Below are 13333 nucleotides of genomic sequence, written 5' to 3'. Positions count from 1 at the left end.
GCGGCCCTTTCCCAACGACGACGGGACGCAGTGTGACGAATTTTGAGTGGTCCGAGCTCGATCGACGTGCAGTCGACACAGCAAGGATCTTGGCGGCAGACGCAGTTGAGAAGGCGAAGGGTGGACACCCCGGCACGGCGATGAGCCTTGCTCCCCTCGCGACGCTGCTCTACCAGCACGTGATGCGGGTCGATCCGAAGGACCCGCACTGGATCGGTCGAGACCGCTTCATCCTGTCCGCAGGGCATTCCTCGCTGACGCAGTACTGCCAGCTGTACCTGGGCGGCTTCGGCCTCGAGCTCGATGACCTCAAGCAGCTTCGCCAGTTCGGCTCGAAGACGCCTGGGCACCCCGAGTTCGGGCACACCGACCACGTCGAGATGACGACCGGCCCGCTCGGCCAGGGACTCGCGTCCGCCGTCGGGTTCGCCTACGCGCAGCGCTTCGAGCGCGGCCTGTTCGACCCAGAGACCGCGGTCGGGGAGAGCCCGTTCGATCACCGCGTCTACGTCATCGCGAGCGACGGCGACCTCCAGGAAGGTGTCACGAGCGAGGCATCCTCGCTTGCCGGACACCAGGAGCTCGGCAACCTCATCGTGTTCTACGATGCGAACCAGATCTCCATCGAGGACGACACCGACATCGCCTTCACCGAGGACGTCGCGAAGCGCTACGAGGCCTACGGCTGGCACGTGCAGACGGTCGACTGGACCGCTGGAGAGCAGTACCACGAGGACCTCGCGGCTCTCCACGACGCGACGCTCGCGGCGCAGGCCGAGACGGGCCGCCCCTCGATCATCGTGCTCCGGACCATCATCGGCTGGCCGAGCCCGACCAAGCAGAACACGGGCGGCATCCACGGCTCCGCGCTCGGGGAGACCGAGCTCGAGGCCGTCAAGAGCCTCGTCGGGTTCGACCCGAAGCAGAGCTTCGAGGTCGCCGACGACGTGCTGGCCTACACCCGCGGTCTCGCCGACCGCGTCGCGCCCGTTCGCGCGGAGTGGCAGCAGAGCTTCGACGCTTGGAAGAGCGCCAACCCGGAGCGCGCGCAGCTCCTCGAGCGCCTCGAGGCCGATGAGCTGCCAGAGGGCATCGCGGATGCGCTCCCCGACTTCGCGGGCGTCGCCAAGGTCTCGACCCGCAAGGCCTCCGGTGAGGCGATCAACGCGCTTGCGGCACACCTGCCGGAGCTGTGGGGTGGCTCTGCCGACCTCGCCGGCTCGAACAACACGACCATCAGCAAGGCCGCGTCGTTCATCCCCGAGAAGTTCTCGACGTCCAGCTGGACGGGCAACCCGTACGGCCGCGTGCTGCACTTCGGCATCCGCGAGCACGCCATGGGCGCGATCCTCAACGGGATCACCCTGCACGGCAAGACGCGCGCCTTCGGCGGCACCTTCCTCATGTTCAGCGACTACATGCGCCCCTCGGTGCGTCTCGCCGCGCTCATGAACATCCCGTCGATCTTCGTCTGGACGCACGACTCGATCGCCCTCGGCGGCGACGGGCCGACGCACCAGCCTGTGGAGTCGCTGACCGCGCTCCGCGCGATCCCGAACCTCGCGGTCGTTCGACCAGCCGACGGCCCGGAGACGGCTGCCGCCTGGCTCGAGGTCGTGAGCCGTCGAGGCGGCCCGACCGGCCTCATCCTCTCGCGTCAGGACCTCCCCGTCATCGCACGCGGTTCCGGCGACGCCAACGAGCAGGAGTTCGGCTCGGCTGCTAGCACGAAGCGCGGCGCCTACGTGCTCGCGGAGGCTGCCGGCGGAGCGCCTGAGGTCATCGTGCTCGCCACCGGTTCCGAGGTGCAGTACGCACTCGAGGCACGCGAGACCCTGCAGGCTCAGGGACACCCGACGCGAGTCGTGTCCGTCCCGAGCTTCGAGTGGTTCGCCGAGCAGGACGACGCCTACCGGGAGCACGTGCTGCCGTCGGCCGTCGAGGCTCGCGTGAGCATCGAAGCAGGCCTCGCACTCCCCTGGCTCCAGTTCGTCGGCCCCAAGGGCCGCAGCGTCTCCATCGAGACGTTCGGCGCATCCGCTGACCAGCCCGAGCTCTACAAGGCCTACGGCATCACGGCGGACGCCGTCGTCGACGCGGCGCTCGACTCGCTCGCGCGCTAGCCGTCCACGGGCGGCACACCGTTCGCCCATGCAGCGGCACCCAGCACTTCTTCACCAGCAACGCGAAGGAACACCAGCAATGACTTCAACACCAACAGCAGCACTCGCCGAGGCCGGCGTCAGCATCTGGCTCGACGACCTCTCCCGCTCCAGCCTCGAGTCGGGCGCCCTCGAGCGTCTCATCGCCGAGCGGGGCATCGTCGGCGTGACCACGAACCCGACGATCTTCGCCGGCGCGCTCAGCAAGGGCGAGGCATACGACGCGCAGGTCGCCGAGCTCCAGGCCCGCGGTGCCAGCGTCGACGAGGCGATCTTCGACATCACGACCGACGATGTGCGCTCGGCCTGCGACCTCTTCCTGCCGATCTACGAGGCGAGCAACGGACTCGACGGGCGCGTCTCGATCGAGGTCTCCCCCGAGCTCGCTCGCGACACCGACGCGACCATCGACGAGGCCAAGCGACTCTGGGCCACGGTCGACCGCAAGAACGCCATGATCAAGATCCCGGCCACCGTCGAGGGCCTGCCCGCGATCACCGAGGTCATCGCCTCGGGCATCAGCGTCAACGTCACCCTCATCTTCAGCCTGAGCCGGTACCGGGAGGTCGTCAACGCGTACCTCTCCGGGCTCGAGCAGGCGCGTGAGCGTGGACACGACCTGTCGACGATCCGCTCCGTCGCCTCCTTCTTCGTGTCGCGTGTCGACGCGGAGATCGACAAGCGTCTCGTCGCGATCGGCACCGACGACGCGATCGCGCTCAAGAGCCTCGCGGCTCTCGCGAACGCACGCCTCGCCTACGCGGCCTTCGAGGAGGAATTCTCGAGCGAGCGCGCGAAGCTCCTGCTCGAGGAAGGTGCGCACAAGCAGCGCCCGCTCTGGGCCTCCACCGGTGTCAAGGACCCCGCGCTGCCCGACACCCTCTACGTCACGGAGCTCGTCGCGGCCGACACCGTCAACACCATGCCGGAGAAGACCCTCGAGGCTGTCGCCGACCACGGCGTCATCACCGGTGACACCGTCGCCGGCACCGCGCACGCCGCGAACACGACGCTGGACGCGCTCGAGTCGATCGGCGTGAGCTACGTCGAGGTGACCGAGCAGCTCGAGACCGAGGGCGTCGACAAGTTCATCGTCTCCTGGCAGGAGCTCAAGGCAACCGTCGACTCGCAGCTCCAGGCTGCAGCGGCGAAGGCGTAGGTCCGGGCCGTGGGCATCAAGGTCAGCACCTCGGGCGCGGCCTCCGCTGCCGCCGCCGAGAAGGTCGGCGCCCTCGTCGGCGATCGCTTCGCCTCCCGCCTGTTCGCGCAGGACGCGACCCTGTGGGGAGCCGCTGCTGAGGCCGAATCCGCGATTCGACTCGGCTGGACTCGCGCGCACGAGGTCTCCCGCGACCTCGTTGAGGGCATCCTGGCTCTCAAGGCCGAGTTCGCGGATGCCGGCGTGACGCGGTTCGTGCTCTGCGGAATGGGCGGATCGTCGCTCGCTCCGGAGATCATCACGCGCACCGCCGGCGTCGAGCTCGTGGTCCTCGATTCGACCGACCCGGCTCAGGTCCGGGCCGCCGTCGAGGAGAGCCTCGAGAAGACGGCCATCATCGTCTCCTCGAAGTCCGGCTCGACGGTCGAGACCGACTCGCAGCGCCGGACGTTCGCCCACGCCTTCGAGGCGGCGGGCATCGACCCGGCCAGCCGCATCGTGATCGTGACCGACCCGGGCTCGCCCATGGAAGCCGCCTCACGTGAGGCCGGCTACCGGGTGTTCCTGGCCGACCCTCACGTCGGTGGCCGCTTCTCGGCACTCACCGCGTTCGGCCTGGTCCCCTCCGGGCTCGCGGGCGTCGACATCGCCGGCCTCCTGGACGACGCAGGCGTCGCGGCGACCGTCGTCTCGGTCGACGACGAGAGCAACCCCGCGCTCGTCCTCGGCGCGGCGATCGCCGCCAAGCGATTCCTCGGCGTCCTCGACGACGGCACGTCCATCGTCGGCTTCGGCGACTGGGTCGAGCAGCTCATCGCCGAGTCGACGGGGAAAGACGACCTCGGGATCCTCCCCGTGGTCCTCACCTCCCGCGCGCCGGAAGTCGCCGCGCGCCCCGCTGACCTGCAGCTCGTTCGGGTCGTCGACGACGCCGAGGCGACCCCGGCTGGCGGCGACGACATCGCCGTCTCCGGCACCCTCGGCGGCCAGTTCGTCCTGTGGGAGACGGCAGTCGCCGTCGCGGGAGCCGTCATCGGGATCAACCCGTACGACCAGCCCGATGTCGAATCGGCCAAGGTCGCAGCACGCGGTCTGCTCGAGGCGACGCCGGAGCCGACTCCGGCGGCCTTCGCGGTCGACGGCGTCGAGGTGCGCGGCACCCAGTCCGTCGTCGAGGGGCAGAGCACGCTGAGCGGCGCCATCGACGCCCTCGTGGAGCTCATCCCGTCGGACGGCTACCTGTCGGTTCAGGCCTACGTCGACCGGAACCGCTTCGGGGCACTCGAGGCGCTCCGGGACGAGCTCGCGCAGCGTTCAGGCCGCCCCGTGACCTTCGGCTGGGGCCCTCGCTTCCTGCACTCCACCGGCCAGTTCCACAAGGGCGGCCCGAAGGTCGGGGCGTTCCTCCAGATCACCTCGGCTGAGCCGCACGACCTGGAGATCCCAGAGCGCCCCTTCACCTTCGGGACGCTCATCTCCGCGCAGGCTGCCGGCGACGCCTCCGTGCTCGAGTCGCACTCGCAGCCAGTCCTGCGGATCGACCTCGGGCAAGGCGGACACGGGCTCGACGCGCTCCTCGGAGCCATCTCGCGCTGATCGATCATCGGGGCGGGGATGCGAGACCCCTCGCGTCCCCGCCCCGTCTCCGGGTCTCCCCGGAGAACAGAACACTCGTGCCTACACAAAAAAGGAGGCGACGCTGTGACGCCAGTCGACATCAGCGCTGACAACAACCCCCTCAGGTCCATCGACGACGGGCGACTCCGCCGCATCGCAGGACCGTCGAGCCTCGTCATCTTCGGAGTAACGGGCGACCTGTCCCGCAAGAAGCTCCTGCCAGCGGTCTACGACCTGGCCAACCGCGGACTCCTCTCCCCCTCGTTCGGACTCGTCGGCTTCGCGCGCCGGCCCTGGTCGGACGACGAGTTCCGTGCGTTCGTCAAGGAGAACGTCGAGCAGCACGCGAGGACCCCGTTCAACGAGGAGGTCTGGACGCAGCTCGCGAAGGGCATGCGCTTCGTCTCGGGTGAGTTCGACAACGATGAGTCCTTCGACTCGCTGAAGTCAGTGCTCGACGAGCTCGACGAGGACCAGGGCACGCGAGGCAACCACGCCTTCTACCTGTCGATCCCGCCGCGATCCTTCCCCGAAGTCACGACCCAGCTGCGACGCTCGGGACTCGCGGATGAGCGAGAGGATTCCTGGCGCCGAGTCATCATCGAGAAGCCGTTCGGGCACGATCTCGCGTCGGCTCGCGAGCTGAACAGCATCGTCGAGTCGGTCTTCTCGAGCGACGCCATCTTCCGCATCGACCACTACCTCGGCAAGGAGACGGTGCAGAACATCCTCGCGCTGCGCTTCGCGAACTCGATGTTCGAGCCGCTCTGGAACGCCAACACGGTCGATCACGTGCAGATCACCATGGCGGAGGACATCGGCGTGTCCGGTCGCGCCGGATACTACGACGGAGTGGGCGCCGCACGCGACGTCATCCAGAACCACCTCCTGCAGCTGCTCGCGCTCACCGCGATGGAAGAGCCGCTCTCCTTCAACGCCAAGGACCTCCGCCAGGAGAAGGAGAAGGCGCTCGCAGCGGTCCGGCTCCCCCGCGACCTGTCGCTCGCCTCCGCCCGAGGCCAGTACGGCTCCGGATGGCAGGGTGGCGAGTTCGTGCGTGGCTTCCTCGAGGAAGACGGCATGAACCCGCAGTCGACCACGGAGACCTACGCCGCCCTTCGCGTGGAACTCGACTCCCGCCGCTGGGCTGGGGTGCCGTTCTACCTTCGGACGGGCAAGCGCCTTGGCCGCCGCGTGACGGAGATCGCCGTCACCTTCAAGCAGGGTCCGCTGTACCTGTTCGAGGAGGCGCAGCGGACGTCGCTCGGGCCGAATGCCCTCGTGATCCGCGTGCAGCCGGACGAAGGCGTCACCATCCGCTTCGGCTCGAAGATTCCAGGATCCGGCATGCACGTCCGCGATGTGACCATGGACTTCGGGTACGGCCACGCGTTCACCGAGTCAAGCCCGGAAGCCTACGAGCGACTCATCCTCGACGTGCTGCTCGGCGACCCGCCCCTCTTCCCGCGCCACGAGGAGGTCGAGCTCTCCTGGAAGATCCTCGACCCCGTCGAGGAGTACTGGGCGACGCAGGGACAACCCGAACTCTACAAACCCGGCAGCTGGGGTCCGGCCTCGGCCACAGCCCTCCTCGCCCGCGATGGCCGCACCTGGAGGCGCCCGTGATCATCGAACTCGGCAACACCACGACCTCAGCCGTCTCGAAGCGGCTCGTGTCGATGCGAGAAGAAGGCGGAGCAGTCGCGCTCGGGCGCGTGCTCACGCTCGTCATCTCGACCGGCGAGCGGCGAGGCGAGGCCGCGATCGCCGCAGCCAACTCCGCCTCAGGCGAGCACCCCATGCGCGTCATCGTCATCCACGTCGTCGACCGCACCGCGAAGACCTCCAACATGGACGCGGAGATCCGAGTCGGCGGAGACGCCGGGGCGAGTGAGGTCATCGTGCTGCACGTCTCCGGACCGGCGGCGGACGATCCCGAGACCCTGGTGCAGGCACTGCTTCTGCCGGACGCCCCGGTGGTCGCCTGGTGGCCCGACTCCGCGCTCGGCGCCCCGAGCGCCTCGTCGCTCGGTCGCATCGCCCAGCTGCGCATCGTCGACTCCGGCAGCGCCAGCAACGGCGGTGAGACCGTCACGAAACTCGCAGAGGGCTTCTGCGACGGCGACAGCGACCTCGCGTGGACCAGGCTCACCAGCTGGCGCGCGCAGATCGCCGCGGTGCTCGACCAGCCCCCGTACGAGCCCATCCAGGAAGTCGAGGTCATCGGGCGTCCCTCGCACACGTCAACCCTCTTGATGGCGGCCTGGCTGCAGCTGGCGCTGCAGGTCCCGGTCCGGCTCGCCCAGGCGACGGAGCGAGAGCTCGGCCGAGCTCAGCTCCGTGCGATCAAGCTCACCCGCCCGAGCGGCGTGGTCACGTTCGAGCGGGTCAGCGACTCCGCCGTCGTGCTCACGCAGCCGGGTCAGCCGGAGCAGAAGATCCCGATGCCCGTGAGGGATCTCCCGGATGTTCTCGCAGAGGAGCTCCGCTCGCTTGGTCCCGACCGCGTCTTCGGCGAGGTGCTCGCCGAGGCCGCCGAGACGGAAGCCCGGGAGCTCGCGGTCGCAGAGACCGCTTCCACGACGGACGAGTCGGCGGAGAACGAGGGAGTGCAGGCATGACACAGGCCGCTCGAAGCAGGCACGTCGAGCCCTCCGTCTCGGCGGTTGCCGAGCACACGGCGCAGCGCTTCGCGCGGCTGCTGGGTTCCACGACGGCGGAGCTCCACATCGCCGTGAGCGGCGGCTCCGTCGCGACGAAAGTGCTCCCCGCTTTCGTCGCCGCGGTGGAGCGCGCGGGCCTCGACTGGTCGCGCGTGCACGTCTGGTTCGCCGACGAGCGATTCGTTCCGACGGGCCACGACGAGCGGAACGTCGTCGCGGTCGCCGAGGCGCTGAAGGGCGCGGCCGGCTTCGAGCAGGCACGCCTGCACGCGACGCTCGCGAGCGACAGCGGAGAGTCCCTCGAGGATGCCACCGCAGCCTACGAGGCTGAGCTGCGTGCACTCGTCCCGCCGGCCGACGGGGTCCCCGGCGGCATCCCGTCGCTCGACCTCGTGCTGCTCGGTGCTGGCGGAGACGGACACACCGCGTCGCTCTTCCCCGGAACGGAGGGACTCGAGGAGACCTCGGCGCTTGTCAACAGTATCCGTGACTCGCCGAAGCCGCCTCCCGAACGGGTGACGCTCACCCTCCCGGCCATCCGCGAATCCGCGCGTGTCTGGGCCGTGGTCACCGGTGCCGAGAAGGCAGACGCCGTTCGCCTCGCCGCCACCGAGGGAGTCACCGCGAAGGAATCACCACTCGGGGCCGCGACCGGTCGCCTCGAGACGCTGCTGCTGCTTGATGCCGCAGCCGCAGAGGCACTCGGCTAGGCGCCAGTTCGGCGCACGAACAACGGCCCCGGTCGAGAGAAGACTCTCGGACGGGGCCGTTGTTCGTTGCTCAGCCGTGTGAAGCTGAGGTGCTCAGGACTTCGAAGTCGTCTTGCCGCGACGCTCGCGCAGCTTCGACAGCGCCTCCTCGAGGAGGCGTTCCGCTTCCTCGGCCGTGCGTCGTTCCTTGACGTACGCCAGGTGTGTCTTGTACGGCGCGACCTTTACGGCTGCCGGCGGGTTCTCCCGGTCACGTCCGGCCGGAAGGCCGGAGATCGGGCAGTCGATGAGATCGGGGATGTCGTCCTCCGCGATCTCCGCGGAGTAGTGCCTGACGGTCTCGTTGCCGTGCGCGTCCCAGTACGAGATCGACACGCGCGCAGCGTGCACCCCGTGATCTGTCTCCCCCATAGGACCGGCACCGACACGCGATCCCCTGATCGCAGATCCCCCCTGGGCCATTAGCTCACCACAACCGTTTGAATGCGGGTGATGATGCCCATAGCGACGATAGCGAGCAGCCAGATGACCGCGAGGGTCACCGTGATGCGGTTCAGGTTCTTCTCCGCGACGCCGGAAGCGCCCAGATTGGAGCCCATGCCGCCACCGAACATGTCGGAGAGTCCGCCGCCTCGTCCGCGGTGCAACAGAATGAACAGGATCAGCAGGACGCTGGTGATGGCCAGCACGACCTGCAGGATGACGAGGAGAATATCCACGGAATCCCTCTCAGATGAACGGACTCGGACGTGGCCTGAGTGAACAGGCCACGTCCGAGTATAGATGGTTCGCGTTTGCGACTAGGAACCGACGTGCTGACGGAACCGCGCGATGGCGCTGAACTCGTCGACCTTGAGGCTCGCGCCGCCGATGAGTGCGCCGTCGACGTCGGGCTCGCGCATGAAGCCGGCGATGTTGTCGGACTTGACCGAGCCGCCGTAGAGGATGCGCGTGGCTGACGCCACGGACTCGCCCAGGAGCTCTTCGAGAGCGACGCGAAGAGCGTTCGCGACGGTCTGCGCCTGCTCGGGCGTTGCCGCCTGGCCGGAACCGATCGCCCAGACCGGCTCGTAGGCGACGACGAGGTCAGGTGTTCCCTCGATGCCCTCCAACGCTGCCTTGAGCTGAGCCACGGGAACGGCGCTTGCGCCGAACTTCTCGAGGTCCTCGGACGTCTCGCCGACGCACAGGACAGGCACGAGACCGTGCTTGATCGCAGCCTTGACCTTGCTGCCGACGACCTCATCGGTCTCCGCGTGCAGGGTGCGTCGCTCGGAGTGACCGATGATGACGTACTTGCACGCGAGAGCCCTCAGGAAAGCTCCCGAGATCTCCCCCGTGTAGGCACCGGAGTCGTGCGCCGAGACATCCTGGGCACCGTAGCTGAGCGACAGCTTGTCGGCGTCCACGAGCGTCTGCACGCTTCGGAGGTCGGTGTAGGGCGGGAAGACAGCGACCTCGACGTCGTCGAAGTCGTGCTTCGCGTCCTTCAGCGCCCAGGCGAGCTTCTGCGTGAACGCGATGGCCTGGAGGTGGTCCAGGTTCATCTTCCAGTTGCCCGCCATGAGCGGGGTGCGAGTCGTTACCATCCGAGAACCTGCAATCCGGGCAGCTGCTTGCCTTCGAGGAACTCGAGGCTCGCACCACCACCAGTAGAGATGTGGCCAAATTCGTCATCAGCGAAGCCGAGCGTGCGCACGGCTGCCGCGGAGTCACCGCCGCCAACGACCGAGAGGCCGTCGACCTTGGTGAGTGCCTCAGCGACGGTGCGAGTGCCTTCCGCGAATGCGGGGAACTCGAACACGCCCATGGGGCCGTTCCAGAACACGGTGCTCGACTCGCGGATGGCCGCGGCGAATGCCTTGGCCGTCTCCGGGCCGATGTCGAGCCCGATTCCGTCTGCGCCGAACGCGCTGCCCTCGATGCCATCGGCGGGGACGACCTCGTGATCGGCATCCGCCGAGAACGAGGCGGCGACCACGATGTCCGTCGGGAGCACGATCGAGACGCCACGCTCCTGGGCGTCCGCCAGATACCGGCGGACGGTGTCGAGCTGGTCGACCTCGAGCAGGGAGGCGCCGACCTTGTGTCCCTGAGCGGCGAGGAACGTGAAGAGCATTCCCCCGCCGATCAGGATCGAGTCGACCCTCGGCAGGAGGTGCTCGATGACGCCGAGCTTGTCGGACACCTTCGAGCCGCCGAGCACGACCGCGTAGGGGCGCTCGACCGCGGAGGTGAGCCGCTCGAGGACCTCGAGCTCGTTCGCCACGAGGAGTCCCGCGGCACTCGGCACGATCTGTGGGAGGTCGTAGACGGAAGCCTGCTTGCGATGCACGACCCCGAAGCCATCGGAGACGAATGCGTCCGCGAAGTTCGCGAGCTGCTCTGCGAAGGCGCGGCGCTCAGCGTCGTCCTTGCTCGTCTCCCCCGGGTTGAAACGCAGATTCTCGAGGACGACGAGCTGGCCGTTCTCGAGCCCGGCAACACGGCGTTCTGCATCCTCGCCGACGGTGTCGGCTGCAAGCGGGGCATCGATCTCGAGCAGCTCGCCGAGCCTGGCAGCTGCCGGCGCGAGCGAGTACTGCGGTTCTGGTGCCCCCTTGGGCCGACCAAGGTGCGAGATCACGATGACCTGCGCACCCTGGTCGAGGAGGAGGCGGAGCGTACCGAGGGAGGCGCGAATCCGACCATCGTCGGTGATCACGCCCTCCTTGAGCGGCACGTTCAGGTCGCAGCGAACGATGACCTTCTTTCCCGTGAGGGAGCCAAGGGTCTCGATTGTGCGAAGCGCCATGTTGGCGTTCCTTCCTCTTTTGCCGAAGTGGTTAGAGCTTGCTTGCGACGTACTCGGTCAGGTCGACGAGACGGACCGTGTAGCCCCACTCGTTGTCGTACCAGGACGACAGCTTCACCTGGTTGCCGATGACCTTCGTGAGCGGTGCGTCGAAGATCGAGGAGTGGTTCTCCCCGACGATGTCGCGCGACACGATGTCTTCCTCGTTGTACATGAGAAGGCCCTTGAACTCGCCTTCAGCAGCTTCCTTGTACGCGGCGTTGACCTCTTCGACGGTCACAGGCGTCTTGGAGACGACGGTGAGGTCGGTGATCGAGCCGGTCTCGGTGGGGACGCGCAGAGCGAAGCCGTCGAGCTTGCCCGCCAGCTCGGGGATGACGAGGCCGATGGCCTTCGCCGCACCCGTCGAGGTGGGGATGATGCTGAGCGCTGCTGCGCGCGCACGGCGGAGGTCCTTGTGGGGGCCGTCCTGCAGGTTCTGGTCGGACGTGTAGGCGTGAACCGTGGTCATGAGACCCGACTCGATGCCGAACTTGTCGTTGAAGACCTTCACGAGCGGCGCGAGGCAGTTCGTGGTGCAGGATGCGTTCGAGATGACGTCGTCATTCTCGGGGTCGTACTCGGTGTGGTTGACGCCGAAGACGAAGGTCGGTGCCGGTCCGGAGGCCGGAGCCGAGAGGATGACCTTCTTGGCGCCTGCGCTGATGTGCGCACGAGCCTTGTCGGGGTCCGTGAAGTGACCCGTGCTCTCGATGACGATCTCGACACCGAGCTCGGCCCACGGCAGGTTCGCGGGGTCGCGCTCTGCGGTCGCCGTGATCTTCTTGCCGTCGACGTAGATGGCGTCTTCGTCGAACGAGATGTCGTTCTTCAGCTTGCCACCCGTGGAGTCGTACTTGAGGAGGTGTGCAAGCGTCTTGTTGTCGGTCAGGTCGTTGATTGCAACGAGCTCGAGGTTGTTGTCATCCTGCAGCAGTGCGCGTGCGTAGCTGCGTCCGATGCGTCCGAAACCGTTGATGGCGATTTTCGTCACGTGATGCTCCTTTTTCCTGTTGTTTCTCCGATTTGACAGGACTGTGTGGCCTTGGAGGGCCGGGTGCACCATCGCACCGAGTTCGGGGGAACGGTCTGCTCGGCGAGCCCGTTCAACATCGTCAGCCTAGTCCCATGGGCGTGCGCCCAGGTGACCAAATGGGGTGAGCTGTTCGGCGTGGGGATCAGAGCTCGTCGAGGACGGGCAGATTGGACTCAGTGCCCGGGATGCCACGGTCAGAGGCCTGCTTGTCGGCGAGAGCCAGCAGGCGACGGATGCGGCCCGCGACCGCGTCCTTCGTCATGGGCGGGTCCGCGTAGCGGCCGAGCTCGTCGAGTGAGGCTTCCCGGTGCGCGAGGCGAAGCTGCCCGGCGTACTTGAGGTGGTCGGGCGCACCCTCTCCGAGGATCTCGAGCGCACGCTCGACGCGGGTGCAGGCCGTGACAGCGGCCTGGGCGGAACGACGCAGGTTCGCGTCGTCGAAGTTGACGAGACGGTTGGCGGTGGCGCGGGTCTCACGACGCTGGCGGAGGCTCTCCCAGCTCTCCACGGTCGCGTGGGCACCGATGACGGTGAGCATCGCGCTGATGGCGTCGCCGTCTCGGATGACGACACGGTGCACGCCGCGGACCTCGCGGGCCTTGGAGGACACCCCGAGGCGTCCGGCCGCTCCCACGAGGGCCATCGCGGTCTCCGAGTTCGGCGTGATGATGTCGAGCGACGCGGACCGGCCCGGGTCGGTCAGTGAGCCAGCGGCGAGGAACGCGCCACGCCAGACGGCGGTGAGGTCGTCCTGGCTGCCCGTCGTCAGACGGTTCGGGAGACCGCGGACGGTTCGCCGGCGCGCATCCATGAGGCCAGTCTGGCGGGCGAGCGTCTCGCCGTTCTCGAGCACGCGGAGGAGGTAGCTCTCCCCCGGGCGGGCCCCAGAGCCGGCGACGATGGAGATCTTCGCCCGGACGCCGTAGAGCTCGAGGAGCTCGCGGCCCAGACGACGCGCGAGCATCTCCGAATCGAGCTGAGCCTCGACCGCGATGCGTCCGGAGATCAATTGCAGACCGCCCGCGAAGCGCAGGAGCGACGCGACCTCGGCAGCACGAGCTTGGGTTGTGGCCGCGCGAGTGCGCAGAAGCTCGTGCTTGACATCGGCGGTGAGCGTCACCGGGGTACCTCCAGGGATCAGAGTGAGTGGGCG

The 13333-nt window shown here is 67.9% G+C and carries 12 protein-coding genes; 6 read left to right on the top strand and 6 right to left on the bottom strand.

The window, feature by feature from the left end; translation table 11 throughout:
- The first annotated feature begins 32 nt into the window (after window positions 1-32).
- The 6 genes from tkt to pgl all read left to right on the top strand — a co-directional run bounded on the left by tkt (window position 33) and on the right by pgl (window position 8311).
- Window positions 33-2123, top strand: a complete 2091-nt coding sequence (tkt, locus tag C5E07_RS07795) for a transketolase (RefSeq protein WP_104299030.1) — start codon at window positions 33-35, stop codon at window positions 2121-2123.
- Between the two features lie 79 nt (window positions 2124-2202).
- Entirely contained in the window at window positions 2203-3321 is a 1119-nt protein-coding gene (gene tal / locus C5E07_RS07790; protein WP_104299029.1) for a transaldolase, read from the top strand.
- 9 nt (window positions 3322-3330) lie between these two features.
- Window positions 3331-4917, top strand: coding sequence for a glucose-6-phosphate isomerase (locus C5E07_RS07785; RefSeq protein WP_104299028.1), 1587 nt, complete (start codon window positions 3331-3333; stop codon window positions 4915-4917).
- A 105-nt stretch (window positions 4918-5022) separates the two neighbouring features.
- On the top strand, window positions 5023-6564 hold the full coding sequence (gene zwf, locus C5E07_RS07780; protein ID WP_236558410.1) for a glucose-6-phosphate dehydrogenase: 1542 nt from the start codon (window positions 5023-5025) through the stop codon (window positions 6562-6564).
- Window positions 6561-7559, top strand: coding sequence for a glucose-6-phosphate dehydrogenase assembly protein OpcA (locus tag C5E07_RS07775; protein WP_104241215.1), 999 nt, complete (start codon window positions 6561-6563; stop codon window positions 7557-7559). Before zwf ends, C5E07_RS07775 begins: the two co-directional genes overlap by 4 nt.
- Window positions 7556-8311: a 6-phosphogluconolactonase gene (pgl, locus tag C5E07_RS07770; protein WP_104299027.1), complete on the top strand. Its 756-nt coding sequence runs from the start codon at window positions 7556-7558 to the stop codon at window positions 8309-8311. Before C5E07_RS07775 ends, pgl begins: the two co-directional genes overlap by 4 nt.
- Window positions 8312-8404: 93 nt before the next feature.
- Here the strand turns inward: pgl and C5E07_RS07765 are convergent, their stop codons facing one another.
- The 6 genes from C5E07_RS07765 to whiA form a co-directional block, all read right to left on the bottom strand.
- Entirely contained in the window at window positions 8405-8773 is a 369-nt protein-coding gene (locus tag C5E07_RS07765) for an RNA polymerase-binding protein RbpA (protein ID WP_104241217.1), read from the bottom strand.
- Window positions 8773-9030 carry a preprotein translocase subunit SecG gene (gene secG, locus C5E07_RS07760; protein ID WP_104241218.1) on the bottom strand — a complete coding sequence of 86 codons (258 nt, stop codon included), beginning with the start codon at window positions 9028-9030 and terminating at the stop codon, window positions 8773-8775. The genes C5E07_RS07765 and secG overlap by 1 nt, the downstream gene beginning before the upstream one ends.
- Window positions 9031-9111: 81 nt before the next feature.
- A complete protein-coding gene (gene tpiA, locus C5E07_RS07755) occupies window positions 9112-9900 on the bottom strand; it encodes a triose-phosphate isomerase (protein WP_104299026.1) in 789 nt (262 codons plus the stop codon).
- Window positions 9894-11105, bottom strand: coding sequence for a phosphoglycerate kinase (locus tag C5E07_RS07750; protein WP_104299025.1), 1212 nt, complete (start codon window positions 11103-11105; stop codon window positions 9894-9896). The genes tpiA and C5E07_RS07750 overlap by 7 nt, the downstream gene beginning before the upstream one ends.
- 31 nt (window positions 11106-11136) lie before the next feature.
- On the bottom strand, window positions 11137-12138 hold the full coding sequence (gene gap, locus C5E07_RS07745; RefSeq protein ID WP_236558411.1) for a type I glyceraldehyde-3-phosphate dehydrogenase: 1002 nt from the start codon (window positions 12136-12138) through the stop codon (window positions 11137-11139).
- A 184-nt stretch (window positions 12139-12322) separates the two neighbouring features.
- A complete protein-coding gene (whiA, locus tag C5E07_RS07740; RefSeq protein WP_068481866.1) occupies window positions 12323-13300 on the bottom strand; it encodes a DNA-binding protein WhiA in 978 nt (325 codons plus the stop codon).
- Window positions 13301-13333 lie beyond the last annotated feature (33 nt).

The sequence above is a fragment of the Pseudoclavibacter sp. RFBJ3 genome, assembly GCF_002931375.1.
GTDB lineage: Bacteria > Actinomycetota > Actinomycetes > Actinomycetales > Microbacteriaceae > Pseudoclavibacter.
Note: the sequence above shows the minus strand (reverse complement) of the source record. Positions and strands in the feature narration are given on the sequence as shown.

Excerpts from the sequence above, each read along its gene's own strand:
- tal (WP_104299029.1), top strand. The coding sequence starts at position 2,203 with ATGACTTCAACACCAACAGCAGCACTCGCCGAGGCCGGCGTCAGCATC.
- pgl (WP_104299027.1), top strand. The coding sequence starts at position 7,556 with ATGACACAGGCCGCTCGAAGCAGGCACGTCGAGCCCTCCGTCTCGGCG.
- C5E07_RS07765 (WP_104241217.1), bottom strand. The coding sequence starts at position 8,773 with ATGGCCCAGGGGGGATCTGCGATCAGGGGATCGCGTGTCGGTGCCGGT.
- tpiA (WP_104299026.1), bottom strand. The coding sequence starts at position 9,900 with ATGGTAACGACTCGCACCCCGCTCATGGCGGGCAACTGGAAGATGAAC.
- C5E07_RS07750 (WP_104299025.1), bottom strand. The coding sequence starts at position 11,105 with ATGGCGCTTCGCACAATCGAGACCCTTGGCTCCCTCACGGGAAAGAAG.